This window comes from Actinomadura coerulea (assembly GCF_014208105.1).
GTDB classification, from domain to species: Bacteria; Actinomycetota; Actinomycetes; order Streptosporangiales; family Streptosporangiaceae; genus Spirillospora; species Spirillospora coerulea.
This window is the reverse complement of sequence record NZ_JACHMQ010000001.1, coordinates 4,070,628-4,088,609: the sequence shown is the minus strand read 5'-3', so window position 1 is coordinate 4,088,609 and position 17,982 is coordinate 4,070,628. Positions and strand designations below refer to the sequence as shown.

Below are 17,982 nucleotides of genomic sequence, written 5' to 3'. Positions count from 1 at the left end.
GCGGCGCCGTCCCGCTACGACGCGTTCTCGGGGGGCCGGCGGGGGCCGCGCTTGTCGAGGCGGCGCCGCTCGTTCTTGGCGGCCTTGGTCCGCCGTGCGGTGTCGCCGGGCTTGTTCGGGTTCGATCCGGAGCCGGGCCCGGGGCCGGCCGCGGGCGGCTCCCCGCCCTCCCCTCGCGGGCGCGAGACGTCGCGGGCCCGCATCGCCGCGTCCACCGTGATCCGCATGCCCGGCTGGCCCATGGACCGCTCCCTCCGAGATAGTCGCAGGGCCACATTTACCCCGTTTTCGCGTAGCACGATCGTCACGATGCGTCACCGGTGCGCTCGGATACTGACCGACCGGGCGCATTGCTCGATACAGTGCCGGAGTCATGCTTCAACGTCTGGTGCAGCTGCTCCCGCCGCGCGTGCGTACCGTGCTGCGCAGAGTTCCGTTCCTGGTCGTGCTCTACCGGTGGCTCAGGCGGGGCACGCTGACCCGGGACCGGTACGTCTTCGTGCCGCTGGCGCTCCTCGCGGTCGCGATCGGCATCGCCACGTCCGGCGACTCGCGCGGGCTGGCGCCGTCCGGGGCGCTGGTGCTGATCGTGGTGGTCGGCGGGCTGCTGCTGAAGGTGCGGAGCCTGGCCGCCCTCCTGGCCGTCGTGGCCGCGATGGCCGCCTACAACGTCTGGAAGGACGTCGCCGCGTTCGGGCTCGGCATGATCGCCACGTTGAGCATCACCGCGGTGCTCGCCGTCACCCTCGCCCGGACCCGCCAGCAGCTCGGCGTGCAGGGCCTGCGCGGCGACTCGATGCTGCTGGAGCTGCGCGACCGGCTCCGGCGGCACGGCGAGATGCCCCGGCTGCCGGACGGCTGGAGCTCGCAGGTCGTGATGCTCCAGGCGGGAGGCTCCTCGTTCGGCGGCGACTTCGTGGTGTCGGCCTCCGACGGCGACACGCTGGAGGTCGCGCTGGTCGACGTGTCCGGGAAGGGCACCGACGCCGGAACCAGGGCGCTGATGCTGTCGGGCGCCTTCGGCGGCCTGCTTGGATCGGTCCAGCCCGAGAACTTCCTCCCCGCCTGCAATGTCTACCTGCACCGCCAGCAGTGGGACGAGGGCTTCGTGACGGCCGTGCACGTCGTGGTCGACCTGCGCACGGGGGAGTACACGGTCGGGTCGGCGGGGCACCCGCCCGCCGTCCAGTTCGACGCGGGCAGCGGCGCCTGGCGGGTCAGCTCGGCCAAGGGCGTGGTGCTGGGCGTGGTGCCCGACCTGAACTGCGTACCCGAGCGGGGGCAGCTGCGTCCGGGCGACGCGCTGCTCCTGTACACCGACGGCCTGGTGGAGTCGCCGGGCAGCGACCTCGACGCGGGGATCGACCGGCTGCTCGGCGAGGCGGAGCGGCTCGTCCCGCAGGGGTTCGGCCGCGGGGCGCGGGAGCTGGTGGAGACGATGGCCGCGGCGCGCGACGACGACTGCGCCCTCGTCCTGATCTGGCGCACCTGACGGGCACGGCCCGGGAGGCCGGGCTCAGTTCTTGAACCTTCCCTTGGCCTTGCCATGCTTCGCGGCGTTCTTCGACTTCGTCTTGGGCTTCTTCTCCTGCGCCTTCTGCTTCTGCTTCGGCTTGTGGCTCGGTTTCTGCCGGTCGGTCTTCGCCGGAGGGCGCCTGGGCGTTCCGGCCCTGACGGCGTTCGCCTTCTTCGCGGGCGCGGCGGTGACCGCCGGCGCGGACGGGCCCGGCTTCCCCGGCGCGGCCGGGGGAGGGGCCTTGGCCCCGGTGATCCCGAGGACCACCGCCCCGAGCAGGAGGGTGCCCGCGGCGGCGCCGGCGCCCGCCAGCAGGCGCGCGCGGGTGGACGTCGTGGCGTCCGCCACGCCGAGCGGTGTGAACGCCCTGGTGTCGGTGTCCTCGGTGCCGGACCTCCGCGCCGGCGCCGCGGGCGCGGGGGCCGGGTTCCGCCGCCGTGAGCGCGGCGGCAGGGAGCGCCGGGAAGCGGCGCGCGGAAGCGGGGCGTCCGGCGGACCGGGACGCGTCGCGGGGCGGGCCGCGGCGTGCGGCTGCGGCTGCTCGACGAGGGCGAGGAGCAGGTCGGTCGCGGTGGGACGGTCCGCCGGGTCCTCGGCCAGTGCCCACCGGACGAGCGGGACCAGAGCGTCCGGCAGGCCGGACAGGTCGGCGTCCCCGGCGGCGGTGCGCAGCGTTGCGGGGTCGCCGCCGATCGGCATCTGCCCCGTCCCGGCGTGGGCGATGAGGCAGCCCCAGGCGAAGATGTCGGCCGCCTGGGACGAGGTCCCCCCGACGAGCACCTCCGGGGCGATCCACCCGGGGGTGCCGAACACCTGGCCGGTCGCGGCGCCCTCGTCCGGCGCGTCCTGGCTGCCCGCGATGCCGAAGTCGATGACGCGGCACCCGGACAGGGTGAGCATCACGTTGGCGGGTTTGAGGTCGCGGTGCACGAGCCCCGCCGCGTGGATCGCGGCGAGCGCCGAGGCGACGCCCACGGCGACGCCGTGCAGGTCGGCGGGCGGCAGCGGGCCGCCGGAGGTGAGCCTGTCGTGCAGTGACACGCCGCCGACGTAGTCGGTGACGAGGTAGGGCAGCCCGTCCTGCTCCCCCTGCGCGAGGACGCGCGCGGTGCAGAACGAGGCGACCCGGCTCGCGAGGTGCGCCTCGTCGCGGAAGCGCCGCCGGTAGGACGGGTCCTCGGCGAGGTGCGGATGGATGGTCTTCACCGCGACCCGTCCGCCCGACACCGGGTCGGCCCCGAGGAAGACCGTCCCCATGCCGCCGGATCCGAGCCTGCCCAGTAGTCGGTGGCCGCCCACCTCGCGGGGGTCGGCGGGTTCGAGTGGCCTGAAGTCAGTGTCCATGCGGTGCTCCAGCACCCCCCTTCCGTCTCTCCCGCCCTCCCCTCCCCTCTCGGCGGCGAATTATGGCGGGTTTTTCCGAATAAGGGTGGAAACGTGATCGTCACGTCGATGTAGCACCCCGTGCATCGGGGGCGTGCACAGTGAGGGGAGCGGTGCCCGTGCGGGCGGCTCCCCAGGGGTGGGAGGCGCCGCCCGCGCGGGCGCCGGTTCGGTATGTGGCGATGTTTCGCAGGGCAAGGGCCCGGTAAGAACCGTCCTGCGCTCTCCCCCCGGCGCGTCGACGCGGTGCGGCGCCGGTCGCCGCGCGCGAGCCGGAAGGGGGAGGGGCGCCGGGTGCGGATACTCGGGGACCTGCTGTCACCGGCGTGCTGGTCGGTGCGGACCCGCGTGACCGCGGTCGCGACCCTCATCGTCGCGCTCATGCTCGTCACCGGCGTCACGCTCTTCTACCAGGCCCTCCGCGGCACCGTCTACCGGGGCCTGCACGACCGCGGCACCCTGGTCGTCACCGACCTCGCCACGCTCGTGCGCGAGATCGACCTGCGGGGGACGATCCGCGTCGATGACCCCGGCTTCCCGCTGCTCCAGGTCCTGGACGGCGAGGGCAACGTGCTCGCGGCCAGCGATCCGCTGCACGGCCGCGGCCCCGTGAAGGTCCCCGTCGCGCCGGTGGCGGGCCGACCCGAGTACCACACCGTGCGGTTCCAGGGGCTCGCCGACTTCTACTTCGTCTCCGAGCGGGTGGACACCCGCTTCGGCCCCCGTACGGTCTTCGCGGGCGCGCCCATCACGACGGTCACCAGTTCCAGGCCGGTCTTCCTCGCCCTGCTCGTCGTGACGGTGCTGTTCGCGACGTCCGCGGTCGGCTGGATCGTGTCGCTGTCGGTGCGGCGGGCGCTGCGGCCGGTCCGGGTGATGAGCTCGGAGATGGCGGAGATCACCGGGGGCGCCGACCGCCGGGTGACCGTGCCGGATCCGAACGACGAGGTGTCCGAGCTGGCCGAGTCGGTGAACGTGATGCTGAACCGGCTGGAGGACGTCCTCACGCGGCAGCGCGCGTTCGTCGCGGACGTCTCGCACGAGCTGCGCAGCCCGCTGACGGGCCTGCGCACCCAGCTGGAGGTGGCGCTGGAGCAGCCGGAGGACGAGGACTGGCCGGCGGTCGCCCGGGCGGCGCTCGCCGACGCCGACCGGCTGCAGGGCATCGTCGGCGACCTGCTCATCCTGGCGAAGCTGGGCGCGGGCGTGCACGTCGCGCGGGAGCGGGTCGACCTCGGCGAGCTGGTCCGGGCGGAGGCGAGCCGGCGGCCCCGCCGGGTCCCGGTCGAGGTCGCGGCGGAGGAGGGCGTCACGGCCCGGGTCACCGAGTCCCAGCTCGTCCGGCTGCTGACGAACCTGCTCGACAACGCCGAACGGCACGCGGAGTCGCGGGTCTGGGTGAGCGTGGCCGCGGACGGGCCGGAGGCGGTGCTGGAGGTCCGCGACGACGGCTCGGGCATCGCGCCGGAGGACCGCGAGCGGGTCTTCTGGCGGTTCCACCGGCTGTCCGAGGGCCGCGAGCGCGACCGCGGCGGCACCGGCCTCGGGCTGACGATCTCCCGCGACATCGCCCGCGCGCACGGCGGCACGCTCGTGGCCGCCGACAGCGACCAGGGCGCCCGGTTCGTCCTGCGCATCCCCCGCGAGGAGGCCTAGGGCAGGGCGAGCGGCGGGCGGCGGTCGCCGTGCCGGGTCGCCCGCTCGAAGGCGTGGCCGATCCGCAGGACGGCGAGGTCCGCGTGGTGGGGTCCGACGATCTGCAGGCCCACCGGGAGCCCGCCGGAGGTGAAACCGGCGGGCACCGAGAGCGCGGGGCACCCGGTCGCCGAGATGAGGAAGCACGACCGCATCCACTCCAGGTAGTCGCGCATCGGCCGCCCGGCGACCTCGTCCGGGTACTCGGCGCGGGCGTCGAAGGGCGGGACCTGGCTGACCGGCAGCAGCAGCGCGTCGTAGCGCTCGAAGAACTCCCGGACGCGGTGGAACAGCGCCGTGTGGAGCGTCTCGGCGCGGCCGAGGTCGGCGCCGGTGAGGGAGCGGCCGGCGTCGATGTTCTCGGCGAGGGAGGGCTTGAAGTCGGCGCGGCGCTCGTCCAGCAGGGGGCGCAGGGTGATGTCCCAGTGCCAGGCCCGCAGGGTGCGGAAGACCTCGTCGGCGCCGGTCAGGTCGGGGGATGCCGCCTCGACCGCGCAGCCGAGCTCCTCGAACACCGTGACGGCGGGTTCGAGGACGCCGGTGACGGCCGGGTCGACGGGGATCGTCCCGCCGAGGTCGGGGGACCAGGCGAGGCGCAGCCCGGCGAGGTCGCGGTCCAGCGGCGCGGCGAACGCCGATCCGGGCGTCTCCAGCGCGATCGGGCTGCGCGGGTCGGGGCCGGCGAGCACCGACAGCAGCAGCGCGACGTCCGCGACGTTCCGGGCCATCGGGCCCTGCACGCCCAGCGTCGACCAGCCCGCGAGGACCGGCCAGGACGGCACCCGGCCCGGCGAGGGGCGCAGCCCGGCGACGTTGCAGAACGAGGCGGGGTTGCGCAGCGAGCCGCCCATGTCGCCGCCGTCCGCGAGCGGCTGCATCCCGCACGCCAGGGCGGCCGCGGCGCCGCCGCTGCTGCCGCCCGCCGACCGGGAGAGGTCGTAGGGGTTGCGGGTCAGGCCGAACACCGGGTTGAAGGTGTGGGATCCGGCGGCGAACTCCGGCGTGTTCGTCTTGCCGAGCGTGACGGCGCCCGCGGCGCGGATCCGCTCGACGACGAGTTCGTCGCGGTCCGGGACGTGGTCGGCGAAGATCGGGGAACCGGAGGTGGTGCGGATGCCGGCGGTGGCGTGGGTGTCCTTGTGCGCCACCGGCAGGCCGTGCAGCGGGCCCGGCCGCTCCCCGGCGGCCAGCCGCTCGTCGGCCTCGCGCGCCTGCCGCTCCGCCCGCTCGGCGACCAGCGTGACGATGGCGTTGACCTGCGGGTTCGTCCGCTCGATCTGGTCGAGATGCGCCTGCAGGACCTCGCGGGCCGACAGCTCGCGGGCGCGGATGCGGCGCGCCAGTTCGCGGGCGGACGCGAAGCAGATCTCCTCGGACACATGCCCTCCTCGTGCGCGGGGTCCCCACCAGTGTCCACCCCGGGCGCCCGGTGGTCCCGGGGTGAGGACATCATGCAGGGGAGACCCGCGGGAGGGCTTCGTGACGGATCGTGTCGGGGCGCGCGAGCTGCTGCGCCGCGTGCTGGACGAGGGCGCCTGGACGTCCTGGGACGCTCCGCCCGCCGAGGGGCCGCCCGCCGGCTCCGCCTACGCCGGGGACCTGGCCGCCGCCCGGGAGCGCAGCGGCTGCGACGAGGCCGTCCTGACGGGGGAGGGCCTGCTGAGCGGACGCCGCGTCGCTTTCGTCGTGTCGGAGTTCCAGTTCCTCGCGGGCTCGATCGGCCTCGCCACCGCCGACCGGATCGTCGCGGCCGTCGAGCGCGCCACCGCCGAGGGCCTGCCGCTGCTCGCCGCACCGTCCTCCGGCGGCACCCGCATGCAGGAGGGGACGGCGGCGTTCGTGCAGATGGCACGCATCACCGCCGCCGTCATGGCGCACCGGGCCGCCGGTCTGCCCTACCTGGTCTACCTGAGGCATCCGACGACCGGCGGGGTGTTCGCCTCGTGGGGGTCGCTCGGGCACGTCACGGCGGCCGAGCCCGGCGCGCTGGTCGGGTTCCTCGGCCCCCGCGTCTACGAGGGCCTGTACGGGGAGCCGTTCCCGCCGGGGGTGCAGGTCGCCGAGAACCTGGCGGCCAAGGGCCTGCTGGACGCCGTGGTGGCCATCGACGACCTCGCCGGGGTGGCGTCCGCCGCGCTGGACGTCCTGTGCGGGCGGCCGCCCTCCGCCGCGGTGCCCCTGCCCGAGGGCGTCCCGCCGGAAGGGACGGCGTGGGACTCGATCGAGCGGTCGCGCCGCCTGGACCGTCCGGGTGTCCGCGAGCTGCTGCGCTACGGCGCCGCGCAGGTGACGCCCCTGTCGGGCACCGGCGAGGGGGAGGCGGAGCCCGGCCTGCTGCTCGCCCTGGCCCGTTTCGGGGCGGCGCCGTGCGTCCTGGTGGGCCAGGACCGGCGCGGCCAGCGCGGCGGCCACCCGCTCGGCCCGGCCGGGCTGCGCGTCGCGCGGCGCGGGATGCGGCTGGCCGCCGAGCTGGGCCTTCCACTGGTCACCGTGGTCGACACGCCCGGCGCCGTGCTGTCGGCCGAGGCGGAGGAGGGCGGGCTCGCGGGCGAGATCGCCCGCTGCCTGGCCGACCTGATCACCCTCCCGGCGCCGACGCTGTGCCTGCTGCTGGGCGAGGGGACGGGCGGCGCCGCGCTGGCGCTGCTGCCCGCCGACCGCGTCCTGGTGGCCCGGCACGCGTGGCTCTCGCCGCTGCCGCCCGAGGGCGCCTCACTGATCGTCCACCGGACCCCGGCGCGGGCCGGCGAGATGGCCGAGGCGCAGGGCGTCCGGTCGGCGGACCTGCTGCGCGGCGGGCTGGCGGACGCGCTCGTCGACGAGCGCCCGGACGCCGCCGACGAGCCGGAGGAGTTCTGCCGCCGGGCCGCCGCGGCGGTGGAGCGGGGGCTGTCGGGCCTCGCGCCGACCGGTCCGGCCGCCCGCCGGGCGCGCTACCGTTCTGGATCATGACCGAGACCGTCTCCCGCGCCTACGACGCCGTCGCCGACCTCTACGCCGACCTCTTCCGCGACGCGCTCGACGAGCTCCATCTGGACCGGGCGATGATCACCGCGTTCGCGGCGATGGTCCCGGCCGGGCCGGTCGCCGACCTCGGCTGCGGCCCCGGCCGCGGGACGGCGCTGCTGCACGGCCTCGGGCTGGACGCGTTCGGGCTCGACCTGTCGCCCGCCATGATCGCCCGGGCCCGCGCCGACCACCCGCACCTGCGCTTCGACGAGGGCGACATCACGGCGCTCGACCTCCCGGACGGCGGCCTGGCCGGCGTCCTGTCGTGGTACTCGACCATCCACCTGGGGCCGGCGGAGCTCCCGCGCGCGTTCGCCGAGTTCCACCGGGTGCTGGCCCCCGGCGGCCTGGTCCTGGTCGGGTTCCAGTCGACCGACGAGGACGAGGCGGAGTCGTTCGACCACAAGGTCGCCCTCGCCTACCGCCGGCCCGTCGACGACATGGCCGAGCTGGCCGTCCGGTCCGGGCTGGTGGAGGTGGCGCGGCTCCTGCGCCGTCCCGCGGACAACGAGCGCCCCATCCCCTCCGGCTGCCTCCTGGCCCGCAAGCCCTGAGGGCGCGCGGCGGTCACTCGCCGCGCGCCGGGCGCTCCCCGCCTGGGCCGCTGCTGTCGGGCACGCCGGCGAACTCGCGCCCCGTCAGGCCCGGGGACGTCGTCGAGGTCGAGGCCGAGGGGCTCGGACGGCTCCGCAACCACATCGTCGCCGGTCCCGTCCCCGTGCGGGACGACTGCGGCGCGCAGCCCACCGAGTCCGAAGAGGTCGTCTCCACCGCGTTCGGCGGTGACCGGGAGTTCCGGGGCATCCGCCCGCCGCGCAGGTGAGTGCCCGCGGGCGGGGGGTCAGCCGCGCGCGCGGCGGCCCGAGCGGCGGGGCGGCGGCGGCGACTGCTCGCGCAGGGCGGCCCGCCGCTGCTCGCCCTCCTCCTCCAGGTGCTCGACCACCGACCGGAGCGTCCCGGCGAGGGCGCGGTTCTCCTCGCCGCTCAGCCCCTCCACCACGAACGCCTCCTCGGCGTTGAAGGCCGGGAACATCTGCCGCATCAGCCCCTGGCCCTTGTCGGTCAGCCGCAGCAGGACCAGCCGCCCGTCCGTCGCGTGCGACCCGCGCTCGATCAGGCCGCGCCCCTCCAGCGTCTTCACGACCCCCGTGAGCGTGCCCTTGGAGATGCCGGCCTCTTCGGCGACGTGCCTCGTCTCCATCTCGTCCCAGATCCACACCACCCACAGGACGACGAACGACGTCCACGTCAGGTCGGCGCCGCGCAGGACGGAGCTCTCGAAGTGCTGCCGGATCGCGGCGGCGGCGCGGTAGATGTTGGACACCGCCATCATCGCGTCGTGCCGCAGCGGTACGTCCCCGAGCCGCCGCTGGACGGCCTGCTCGGTCTCTTGCAGGGTGTGGTGCCCGGTCACGTGCGTCCCTCCCGTAGGGCCCGCCGCCGGCGGATCGCTTGCGCACCTCTGGTGGACCGGAGGTGAATCTACTCCCGTCCGCGGTCGTTCGACTCCGTACGATCCCGTGACCCGGCCCCGGGATTCCCCCGTGCGGGGGAGGGGCGTGGCGCCCGCGGGTGATCAGCGGGGGCGGGGGCGGGGGCGAGGGTGGGGCCATGACCATTGCGAGCACACCGTCGGTTCCGTTCGCGCGGCTGCGCGCCGGCTGGGACGCGGCGCACGCGCCGGTCGCGGGCGTCCCGCGCTGGGCGCGGATCGCGGCCCTGGCCGTCCCGCTCACCGTCCTGCCGTCGGGACTGTGGCGGATAGCGGCCTTCGCCCTGCACCTGCCGATCCTCAGCGGCGACGGCCTGGACGCGGGGGCCGCGGGAGGCGACCTTCCCGGCTGGGTGCCGCTGGAGGCGTACGTGGTGATGCTGTCGATCCTGTCGGAGGCGGTCGCGTTCACCGCCGTCGGGCTGATCGCCGGCTGGGGCGAGGTGTTCCCGCGGTGGGTGCCCGGCCTTCGAGGACGGCGCGTGCCGGTCATGGCCGCCGTGATCCCGGGTCTCGCGGGCGCCGCGATCCTCACCCCCATATGGACGGCCTCCGTCGTGAACTGCCTGGTGTTCCAGAAGACGGTCCAGGGGCGCCCGCTGCCCGAGGACTTCCCCATCCACTTCCACGACTGGCAGGGCGTGCTCGGCGCCGTCGCCTACGCGCCGCTGGTGGCGTGGGGGCCGCTGCTCGCCGCCGTCACGCTCGCCTACTGGCACCGCCGGACGCGCGCGTCCTGACGGTCAGGCCAGGCGGCGGCCTCCGTCCCACACCACGCCCACGTGCAGCGTGACCACCGCTTCGGCCAGGCGGCGGTCGGCGGCGGCGAGGGTGGCGCCGAAGCGGGCGCCCACCACCTCTGGGGAGCCCCGCCCGACCGGGCGGCCGCACGCCTTCGGGCCGGGGCTGTGGCGCTGGGCTACTGGGGAGTACGGTGTGCGGACCCAGGGCTGGAGGTTGGTGTGGCGTCATTGACCGAGAAGGTTCCGCCGGCGGTGACCGGGGCCGTGCTCCGCGCGGTGTTCGCGCTGCCGGGGCCGGTGAAGCGGCTCGTCGCCGGGGCGTCGGTGCGGCGGGACGGGCAGGAGCTCGCGCTGGACGCGCAGCTGCTGCTCACGATGATGCGGCTGGAGGGCGAGCGGAGGCTGGCCGGAGGCACGGTCGCGGACGCGCGGCGGGGGATCGCCCGGGGGCAGTCGTACCTGCCGAAGGCGCCGGCGCGGCCGGTCCGGACCCGGGCGGTGGACGCGGGCGGCGTGCCGGCGCGGCTCTACACACCGAAGGGCCTCGCGGAGGGGTCGCCGCTGCTGGTCTTCTACCACGGCGGCGGCTGGGTCATCGGGAGCCTCGACACGCACGACACGGTGTGCCGGTATCTCGCGGTGCACGCCGAGGTGCGGGTGCTGTCGGTGGACTACCGGCTCGCGCCCGAGCACCCGTTCCCGGCGGCGACCGACGACGCGCTGGCCGCCTACGAGTACGCGGCCGCCCACGCCGGCGACCTCGGCGCCGACCCGGGCGCCATCGCGGTCGGGGGCGACAGCGCCGGCGGCAACCTCGCCGTCGTCGTGGGGCTGACGGCTCGGCGCACGCCGGACTTCGCACTGCTGTACTACCCGGCGGTCGACATGTCCGTCCTGAGGCCGTCGCGGGACCTGTTCGCCGAGGGGTTCTACCTGACCGACGCGGACATGACGTGGTTCAGCGACCACTACTGCCCGGAGCCGCGGCGCGCCGAGCCGGCCGCCTCGCCGCTGGTCGCCGGCGACCTCTCCGGCTTCCCGCCCACCTACCTCGTCACCGCCGGGTTCGACCCGCTGCGGGACGAGGGGGAGGAGTTCGCCGAGCGGCTGCGCAAGGCCGGCGTGCCCGTCGCGCTAAGGCGCCAGGAGGACCTCATCCACGGGTTCGCGAACATGTGGTCCCTCGGCGGGCGGTTCCGGGAGGCGGCGTCCGAGGCGGCCGGGGCCCTGCGCACCGGGCTGTACGCGGGGCCCCGCGGCCGCGGCTAGAGGGGCAGGCCCGTGAGGACCATGACCTTCTCCTCGGTGTAGTCGGCGATCGCCGACCGCAGCCCCTCGCGGCCGACGCCGGAGTCCTTCACGCCGCCGTAGGGCATCTGGTCGGCGCGGTAGGACGGGACGTCGCCGATCACGACGCCGCCCACGTCCAGCTCGCGGTGGGCGCGGAACGCCACGTCCAGGCTCCGGGTGAACACGCCCGCCTGGAGGCCGAACTTGGAGTCGTTGACGAGGGCGAACGCCTCGTCGGCGCCGTCCACGGGCTGGACGAACATGACCGGGCCGAAGACCTCCTCGCGGGCGATCCTGGAGTCGGGCGGGACGTCGGCGAGGACGGTCGGCGCGTACGCGGCGCCCTCGCGGGTGCCGCCGGTGAGGACGCGCGCGCCCGCCGCGACGGCCTCGTCCACCCAGGCCTCGACGCGCTCGGCGGCGGCCTCGTCGACGAGCGGGCCGACCTGGGTCTTGTCGTCCCACGGGTCGCCGGTGACGAGGGAGGAGACCGTGTCGACCAGCTTCGGCAGGAACTCGTCGAGGACGGACCGGTCGACGTAGACGCGCTGGACGGCGATGCAGCTCTGCCCCGCCTGGTAATTGGCGAACAGCCCGATCCGCTTGGCGGCCCAGTCGAGGTCGGCGTCGGGCAGGACGACCGCCGCGCCGTTGCCGCCGAGTTCCAGGGTGACGTGCTTGCGCGGCGCCCGGTCGTTGATCGCCCAGCCGACCGGCACCGAGCCGGTGAACGACACGATCGGCAGCCGCGGGTCGTCGACCAGGGCGGAGGCCCGGTCGTTCGGCACCGGCAGGACCGAGAACATTCCGGCGGGCAGGTCGGTCTCGGCCAGCAGCTCGCCGAGCAGCAGCGCCGACAGCGGTGTCGCGGGCGCGGGCTTGAGGACGATCGGCGCGCCCGCGGCGATCGCCGGGGCGATCTTGTGGGCGGCGAGGTTCAGCGGGAAGTTGAACGGCGAGATGCCGAGCACCGGGCCCTTCGGCACGCGGGTGATGTAGGCCATCCGGCCCTCGGCGGCCGGGTCGGTGTCGAGCCGCTGCGTCGTGGCGGCGATGCGGCGGGCCTCCTCGGCGGCGAACCGGAACGTGGAGACCGCGCGCGCCACCTCGCCGCGCGCCCACATCAGCGGCTTGCCGTTCTCGCCGGTGATCAGCCGGGCGACCTCCTCGGCCCGCTCGGCGAGCCGCGCGGACACGTGCGCGAGCGCCTCGGCCCGCACGTGCAGCGGCAGCGCCGCGGCCTCCCGGCGGACGGCGTCGGCCGCGGCGACCGCCTCCTCCACCTGCGCGGGGGTCGGCACCGCCGCCGTCCCGACCACGCGGCCGTCGTAGGGATGCCTAACGGTCAGCTCACCGTCACCGGTCTCAGGCCGGCCGGCCAGCCAGAATGGGGTCACGTTCATGCGTTTCACGGTATCCGCGGCTCGCCCGATTGGGAGTCGCCGCGATGTCCAATCCGCTCCTCGCCGTTGGACGTGATGGCGAGCGCGATCCACAGTTCGGCACGGACGGCCGGATCGTCCGGGTCGCGCCCGAGGAGCTCGGCCGCCTTGCGCATCCGCGACCGCAGCGTGTGCCGGTGGACGCCGAGCGCCCGCGCCGCCGCCTCGCCCTGCCCGTTGGCCGCGACGTAGGCCCGGACGGTCTCGACGAGGTCCTCGGAGCGGAGCGGGGCGAGGAGCGCGTCGGCGAATGCGCGCGCGGGGCCGGGGTCCATGAGCCCGAGAACGCCCTGCCCGGGGAGCCGGGAGTAGTGCAGGACGTCCCGGCCCGACCGGCCGGCCGCCGCGAGGGCCTCCTCCGCCTGCCGCAGCGCGGGTCGCAGGTCCCCGGACGCGGGGTCGCTGACGCCGATCGGGCCGCTGCCCGCCAGGAGCCGCTCGACCGTCCCGAGCGTCCCGTCCGGAACGATCACCGCGGTGCGCCCGCCGAGCGGCAGCGCCGGGCAGCGCGCCCCGGCCGGGTCGGACTCCAGCGCGTCCAGGACGGCGGCGCCACCCGCGCAGGCCAGCACCCGGACGGGCCCGCGCGGGATCGACGGGCCCTCGTCGGGGCGGCCGAGCAGCAGCGCCGCCAGCGACGCCCGGAGCTCGCGCCCGGTGCGCGGCGTCTCCGACTGGAGCGTCAGCAGGGCCACGGCGGCGCCCACGATCGTGTGGGCGGTGGGAGGGAGGGGCGCGTCGGCGCCCACCGCGAGGAACCCGCGCGGCCGCCCGCCCAGCCCGATGCGCTGCACGACGACGTGGTCGTCGGGGACGGCCAGCGCGACGCTCGCGGCCGGGCCGCCCCCGTCCGGGCGGCGCCGCAGCCGGGCCAGCTCGGGCGCGAGGTCCCCGGCGCGGTCGCGGGCGCCGGCGGGCTCGGCGTGCCGGACGTCGCCGGACGCGTCCAGCAGCAGCGCCCACCCGCCGAGCTGCCGGGCCAGCCGGGCGACCAGGGCGCCGGGGCCGGTGAGCGCGGCGCGGGTCAGCTCGCGCTGGGCCTGGAACGCGCGGGTCACGTCCTCGTACCACTCGGCGGCGAGCACCCGGGAGACCGCCTTGCCGATCGCGATGAACGGGGTCGGGCGCGGGACCTCCAGCAGCACGAGGCCCTGGTCGCGGGCCGCGGCGAGCAGCTCGGCGGGGACGGTCTCGTGGATGACGCCGACCGCGAAGCCGAGCCCGGCGACGCCCCGCGCGACCAGCCGGGACACATAGCCCCCGGCGTTCGCGGCGGTGAGGCGCATGCCGGTGGTCAGCACCAGCTCGCCGCCCTCCAGGAACGGGGTCGGGTCCTCCAGTTCGCTGACGGCGACCCACACCACCGGGGTCGCCGGGAGCGGCCCGGTGAGCGACCTCAGGCCGAGCTGGGGGAGGGCGGCCACGGCGGCCAGCGTGGGCGGCATGTCAATCCCTGTGCAAAGTGTCTACCTCGCCGGACGGATTTCGCCGTCCCGTACGGTTCATCGTAGGCGGCGCCCGGCTTATGTTCAGGCCATGACCAGCCAGGACACCACCCTCGGCGCGAGCGGTTCCCGCCTGCCGCAGGAACGCCGCGTCGTGACCGAGATCCCCGGCCCGCGCTCGCGCGCGCTGCACGAGCGGCGCCTCGCGGCGGTGCCGCCCGGCGTCGGCAGCGTCCTGCCGGTGTACGTGACGGACGCGGACGGCGGCGTGGTCGTCGACGCCGACGGCAACTCACTGATCGACTTCGGCTCCGGCATCGCGGTCACCAACGTCGGCAACGCCAACCCGCGGGTCGCGGCGCGGGTGAAGGCGCAGGCCGACCGGTTCACCCACACCTGCTTCATGGTCGCGCCGTACGAGTCCTACGTCGCGGTGTGCGAGAACCTCAACCGGATCACACCCGGCGACCACGAGAAGCGCTCCCTGCTGGTCAACAGCGGCGCCGAGGCGGTGGAGAACGCCGTCAAGATCGCCCGGTACGCGACGGGGCGGCAGGCGGTCGTGGCGTTCGACCACGGCTACCACGGCCGGACGCTGCTGACGATGACGCTGACCGCGAAGAACATGCCCTACAAGCAGGGGTTCGGCCCGTACGCGCCCGAGGTCTACCGGATGCCGCTGGCCTACCCGTACCGGTGGCCCACCGGCCCGGACCACTGCGGGCCGGAGGCGGCGGCGCAGGCGATCGACCAGATCACCAAGCAGATCGGCGCGACGAACGTCGCGGCCCTGCTGATCGAGCCGATCCAGGGCGAGGGCGGGTTCATCGAGCCCGCGCCCGGGTTCCTGCCGGCGCTCGCCGAGTTCTGCCGGGCCAACGGGATCCTCTTCATCGCCGACGAGGTTCAGACGGGCTTCGCGCGGACCGGCGACCTGTTCGCCTGCGAGCACGAGGGGATCGTCCCCGACCTCGTCGCGACGGCGAAGGGCATCGCGGGCGGGCTGCCCCTGGCGGCCGTCACCGGGCGCGCCGACATCATGGACAAGGTGCACGGCGGCGGGCTCGGCGGCACCTACGGCGGCAACCCGCTCGCCTGCGAGGCGGCGCTCGCCGTCCTGGAGGAGATCGAGGACGGCAAGCTCACCGGGCGGGCCCGCCGGATCGGCGAGATCATGCTGCCCCGGCTGCGCGCCCTCGCCGCGCGGCACCCGGCGATCGGGGACGTGCGCGGCCGCGGCGCGATGATCGCCATCGAGCTGGTGCGGGAGGGGACGAAGGAGCCCGACCCCGAGCTCACCGCGCGGATCGCGCGGACCTGCCACGAGAACGGCCTGCTCGTGCTGACCACCGGGACGTACGGGAACGTGATGCGCTTCCTGCCGCCGCTCGTCATCTCGGAGGAGCTGCTGGCCGAGGGACTGGACGTCCTGGAGGCCGCCTTCGCGGGCTGACCTCCGCCTGCCGCCGATCGCCGGTCTCCGCCTGGAGGCCGGCGGTTCCGGCATGCCCGTCGCGATGACCGTCTTCGACGGCCGCGTCGTCCACGCGGCCGAAGGCATCTGAGCCCCGGGCCGCACGCGGCCGATCACGCCGTGCCGAGGCTCTCCGCATACAGCCCGGCGAGGATGTCGTAGGAGCGCAGCCGGTCGGCGTGGTCGAAGACCTGCGTGGTCACCATGACCTCGTCGACCCCGGTCCGGCCGACCAGCTCGTCCAGCTGCTTGCGGACGGCGTCCGGGCCGCCCACGACCTGGTCGGCCAGCCGCGCGTCGATCATCTGCCGCTCCAGCGGCGTGTACGGGTAGGACGCGGCCTCCTCCGGCGTCGGCAGCAGCCCCGGACGGCCCTGCCGCAGCCTCAGGAACGACAGCGCCTGCGGCGCCGCCAGCTCCCGCGCCCGCTCGTCGGTGTCCGACGCCGTCACCGACACCCCGATCATCGAGTACGGCTCGTCCAGTGCGCCGGGACGGAACGACTGCCGGTACAGGGTCAGCGCGGGCACGGTGTTCTCGGCGCTGAAGTGGTGCGCGAACGCGAACGGCAGGCCGAGCAGGCCGGCGAGCCGCGCGCTGTACCCGCTGGACCCGAGCAGCCACACCGGCGGCTCGTTCCCCGCGGCCGGGGTGACCTTGCTGTCGGCGGCGAAGTAGCCGCGCAGCTCGACGACCTGCTCGGGGAAGTCGTCGACCGACAGCGCCTCGGCGGACCGGCGCAGCGCCCGCGCGGTCGCCTGGTCGGTGCCGGGCGCGCGGCCGAGGCCGAGGTCGATGCGTCCCGGGTACAGCGCCTCCAGCGTCCCGAACTGCTCGGCGACGACCATCGGCGCGTGGTTGGGCAGCATGACCCCGCCCGACCCCACCCGCATCCGGGAGGTCGCCGCCGCGACCTGCCCGATCAGCACGGCGGTCGCCGAGCTGGCGATGCCGGGCATCGCGTGGTGCTCGGCCAGCCAGTACCGGTGGAAGCCGAGCCGCTCCGCGTGCCGCGCCAGGTCGAGCGTGTCGCGCAGGGCCTGGCCGGACGTGGAGCCGGTGACGACGGGGGCGAGATCGAGGACGGAGAAGCGCACGGTCATACCGTGTGCCAACCCGTCCCGGGCCGGTCCTCTTCCCGCTAGCCCTTCAGCACGGCGAGGGCGGCGACGGCGACGACGGCGACCAGGACGGGGGCCGTGATGCTGAGCCACGACCAGTTGACCAGCGTGCGGGCCCGCGCGGGGTCCTGCCCGAACCGGGTCTCGGCCCGGGTGTACAGGAGGGCCCCGACCACGACCAGCGGCAGGAACGCGAACGTGGTGAGGAGGCCGAGGACGAAGGCGGCGACCTGCCCGAAACGGGTGTAGGTCCCGTCAGGGCCGATTCCGAACGCGAGGCGGGGAGCGGGCGCCGAGGCGGGTACGGCGCCGGACACGGCTTCGGTCATAGAGCGCACCGATCTCTAGGAATGTGACCTGGATCATACGCCCGGTGACCTTGTCCCGCGAGAGGGTCGGCCAGCGCAGGTCGAGTCGACTTGCGGCGTGTTGCCCTTAAGCGGGCGCTGATAAGGGCAACACGCCGCAAGTCGACGGGGTCAGGGGCTTTCGAGGAGGGTGATCAGGCGGGCCAGGCCGTCTTCGCCGTGGCCCTCCTTCACCGCTCGGTCCAGCAGGGCCTGCACGGCCGGCAGGTATCCGGGGTCCACGCCCTGGTCGCGGCTCGTCTCGATCAGGCCGGGGAACGCCATCTGGCTGGTCGCGACGCTGGAGACGGTGGTCGCGAAGTCGCCCGCCTCGACGGCGTGGGCCTGCTCGGGGAGCGAGCCCAGCATCGCCGTCAGCCACGCGGTGGCCATCGGCTCGAAGTCCGTGGCCGCGACCTTCTCCGACCGGACGAGCGCGAAGGCGTGCTGGATGCCGGCGAACATGCCGTACATGGCGTCCAGCAGGGCCAGGTCGAACAGCGGCGCGAGTCCCGGATCGGCGCCGAGGAACTGCGGGCGGCCCAGCACGGCGAGGGTCTCGCGGTGCTCCTCGAACGCCTCCTGGTCGCCGCTGTAGAGGATCAGCGCCTCCGGCTGCCCGATCATGGGCGGGACGGCCATGATGCCGCCGTCCACGTACCGGGCGCCGAGCCCGGCGGCGCGGTCGGCCATGGCCCGGGCCTGCCGGGGCGTCCCGTTGGTGAGCTGGACGATCGTGCGCCCGGTCGCCGCGCCGCCGAGGATCTCCTCGGCGTTGGCGTACACCGACAGGCACACGATCACCAGCGGGCTCGCGGAGACCGCCGCCTCGGCGCTCTCCGCCGCCACCGCGCCCTTGGCCACGAGCGGCTCGGCCTTGGCGCGCGAGCGGTTCCAGACGGTCACCGTCCGGCCGTCCCTCAGCAGCGCCTCGGCGAGCGCGCCACCCATCAGCCCAAGCCCGAGCACGGTCACGGAAGTCTTCGTCATGTCGGTCCTTTCGTCCGTAGGGCTCCAGCCTGCGG

The 17,982-nt window shown here is 75.2% G+C and carries 16 protein-coding genes; 7 read left to right on the top strand and 9 right to left on the bottom strand.

Annotated features, from left to right (window positions below; genetic code table 11):
- Positions 1-14: 14 nt before the first annotated feature.
- On the bottom strand, positions 15-242 hold the full coding sequence (locus tag BKA00_RS18700; protein WP_185026736.1) for a hypothetical protein: 228 nt from the start codon (positions 240-242) through the stop codon (positions 15-17).
- A 131-nt stretch (positions 243-373) separates the two neighbouring features.
- On the opposite strand from BKA00_RS18700, the gene BKA00_RS18695 reads away from it, so the two are divergent.
- Complete coding sequence (locus tag BKA00_RS18695; RefSeq protein WP_185026734.1) at positions 374-1,492, top strand: PP2C family protein-serine/threonine phosphatase; 1,119 nt, start codon at positions 374-376, stop codon at positions 1,490-1,492.
- A 24-nt stretch (positions 1,493-1,516) separates the two neighbouring features.
- Here the strand turns inward: BKA00_RS18695 and BKA00_RS18690 are convergent, their stop codons facing one another.
- Positions 1,517-2,860 (bottom strand): serine/threonine-protein kinase, encoded by a 1,344-nt coding sequence (locus tag BKA00_RS18690; protein WP_185026732.1) that lies wholly within the window; start codon positions 2,858-2,860, stop codon positions 1,517-1,519.
- Between the two features lie 333 nt (positions 2,861-3,193).
- Here BKA00_RS18690 and BKA00_RS39915 point away from each other — a divergent pair, with 333 nt between their 5' ends.
- Complete coding sequence (locus BKA00_RS39915) at positions 3,194-4,555, top strand: sensor histidine kinase (protein WP_185026730.1); 1,362 nt, start codon at positions 3,194-3,196, stop codon at positions 4,553-4,555.
- Here BKA00_RS39915 and BKA00_RS18680 read toward each other — a convergent pair.
- Positions 4,552-5,973: an amidase gene (locus BKA00_RS18680; RefSeq protein ID WP_185026728.1), complete on the bottom strand. Its 1,422-nt coding sequence runs from the start codon at positions 5,971-5,973 to the stop codon at positions 4,552-4,554. The two genes, BKA00_RS39915 and BKA00_RS18680, sit on opposite strands and share 4 nt — an antisense overlap.
- A 100-nt stretch (positions 5,974-6,073) precedes the next feature.
- Between BKA00_RS18680 and BKA00_RS18675 the strand changes: the two genes are divergently transcribed.
- Positions 6,074-7,546: a carboxyl transferase domain-containing protein gene (locus tag BKA00_RS18675; RefSeq protein ID WP_230298544.1), complete on the top strand. Its 1,473-nt coding sequence runs from the start codon at positions 6,074-6,076 to the stop codon at positions 7,544-7,546.
- Positions 7,543-8,157 carry a class I SAM-dependent methyltransferase gene (locus tag BKA00_RS18670; protein WP_185026723.1) on the top strand — a complete coding sequence of 205 codons (615 nt, stop codon included), beginning with the start codon at positions 7,543-7,545 and terminating at the stop codon, positions 8,155-8,157. Before BKA00_RS18675 ends, BKA00_RS18670 begins: the two co-directional genes overlap by 4 nt.
- A 287-nt stretch (positions 8,158-8,444) precedes the next feature.
- On the opposite strand, the gene BKA00_RS18660 is transcribed toward BKA00_RS18670, so the two are convergent.
- A complete protein-coding gene (locus tag BKA00_RS18660) occupies positions 8,445-9,017 on the bottom strand; it encodes a MarR family winged helix-turn-helix transcriptional regulator (protein ID WP_185026721.1) in 573 nt (190 codons plus the stop codon).
- 197 nt (positions 9,018-9,214) lie between these two features.
- Here BKA00_RS18660 and BKA00_RS18655 point away from each other — a divergent pair, with 197 nt between their 5' ends.
- Together BKA00_RS18655 and BKA00_RS18650 are read left to right on the top strand one after the other, a co-directional pair.
- Positions 9,215-9,835: a hypothetical protein gene (locus BKA00_RS18655; protein WP_185026719.1), complete on the top strand. Its 621-nt coding sequence runs from the start codon at positions 9,215-9,217 to the stop codon at positions 9,833-9,835.
- A gap of 222 nt (positions 9,836-10,057) precedes the next feature.
- Positions 10,058-11,107, top strand: coding sequence for an alpha/beta hydrolase (locus BKA00_RS18650; RefSeq protein WP_185026717.1), 1,050 nt, complete (start codon positions 10,058-10,060; stop codon positions 11,105-11,107).
- On the opposite strand, the gene BKA00_RS18645 is transcribed toward BKA00_RS18650, so the two are convergent.
- On the bottom strand, positions 11,104-12,531 hold the full coding sequence (locus BKA00_RS18645) for an aldehyde dehydrogenase family protein (protein ID WP_185026715.1): 1,428 nt from the start codon (positions 12,529-12,531) through the stop codon (positions 11,104-11,106). The two genes, BKA00_RS18650 and BKA00_RS18645, sit on opposite strands and share 4 nt — an antisense overlap.
- A 5-nt stretch (positions 12,532-12,536) precedes the next feature.
- Positions 12,537-14,015 carry a PucR family transcriptional regulator gene (locus BKA00_RS18640; RefSeq protein ID WP_185026714.1) on the bottom strand — a complete coding sequence of 493 codons (1,479 nt, stop codon included), beginning with the start codon at positions 14,013-14,015 and terminating at the stop codon, positions 12,537-12,539.
- A gap of 91 nt (positions 14,016-14,106) precedes the next feature.
- Here BKA00_RS18640 and gabT point away from each other — a divergent pair, with 91 nt between their 5' ends.
- The gene (gene gabT / locus BKA00_RS18635) at positions 14,107-15,468 is read left to right on the top strand and encodes a 4-aminobutyrate--2-oxoglutarate transaminase (RefSeq protein ID WP_185026712.1); all 1,362 of its coding nucleotides are present in this window, start codon (positions 14,107-14,109) and stop codon (positions 15,466-15,468) included.
- 134 nt (positions 15,469-15,602) lie between these two features.
- Here gabT and BKA00_RS18630 read toward each other — a convergent pair whose 3' ends face one another.
- From BKA00_RS18630 to BKA00_RS18620, 3 genes are all read right to left on the bottom strand, one after another.
- Positions 15,603-16,592 carry an LLM class flavin-dependent oxidoreductase gene (locus BKA00_RS18630; RefSeq protein WP_185026710.1) on the bottom strand — a complete coding sequence of 330 codons (990 nt, stop codon included), beginning with the start codon at positions 16,590-16,592 and terminating at the stop codon, positions 15,603-15,605.
- A gap of 38 nt (positions 16,593-16,630) precedes the next feature.
- Complete coding sequence (locus BKA00_RS18625; protein WP_185026707.1) at positions 16,631-16,939, bottom strand: hypothetical protein; 309 nt, start codon at positions 16,937-16,939, stop codon at positions 16,631-16,633.
- Between the two features lie 150 nt (positions 16,940-17,089).
- Entirely contained in the window at positions 17,090-17,947 is an 858-nt protein-coding gene (locus BKA00_RS18620; RefSeq protein WP_185026705.1) for an NAD(P)-dependent oxidoreductase, read from the bottom strand.
- Positions 17,948-17,982: the final 35 nt, after the last annotated feature.

Excerpts from the sequence above, each read along its gene's own strand:
- BKA00_RS18700 (WP_185026736.1), bottom strand. The coding sequence starts at position 242 with ATGGGCCAGCCGGGCATGCGGATCACGGTGGACGCGGCGATGCGGGCC.
- BKA00_RS18695 (WP_185026734.1), top strand. The coding sequence starts at position 374 with ATGCTTCAACGTCTGGTGCAGCTGCTCCCGCCGCGCGTGCGTACCGTG.
- BKA00_RS18690 (WP_185026732.1), bottom strand. The coding sequence starts at position 2,860 with ATGGACACTGACTTCAGGCCACTCGAACCCGCCGACCCCCGCGAGGTG.
- BKA00_RS18670 (WP_185026723.1), top strand. The coding sequence starts at position 7,543 with ATGACCGAGACCGTCTCCCGCGCCTACGACGCCGTCGCCGACCTCTAC.
- BKA00_RS18655 (WP_185026719.1), top strand. The coding sequence starts at position 9,215 with ATGACCATTGCGAGCACACCGTCGGTTCCGTTCGCGCGGCTGCGCGCC.
- BKA00_RS18645 (WP_185026715.1), bottom strand. The coding sequence starts at position 12,531 with ATGAACGTGACCCCATTCTGGCTGGCCGGCCGGCCTGAGACCGGTGAC.
- BKA00_RS18640 (WP_185026714.1), bottom strand. The coding sequence starts at position 14,015 with ATGCCGCCCACGCTGGCCGCCGTGGCCGCCCTCCCCCAGCTCGGCCTG.
- gabT (WP_185026712.1), top strand. The coding sequence starts at position 14,107 with ATGACCAGCCAGGACACCACCCTCGGCGCGAGCGGTTCCCGCCTGCCG.
- BKA00_RS18630 (WP_185026710.1), bottom strand. The coding sequence starts at position 16,592 with ATGACCGTGCGCTTCTCCGTCCTCGATCTCGCCCCCGTCGTCACCGGC.
- BKA00_RS18625 (WP_185026707.1), bottom strand. The coding sequence starts at position 16,939 with ATGACCGAAGCCGTGTCCGGCGCCGTACCCGCCTCGGCGCCCGCTCCC.
- BKA00_RS18620 (WP_185026705.1), bottom strand. The coding sequence starts at position 17,947 with ATGACGAAGACTTCCGTGACCGTGCTCGGGCTTGGGCTGATGGGTGGC.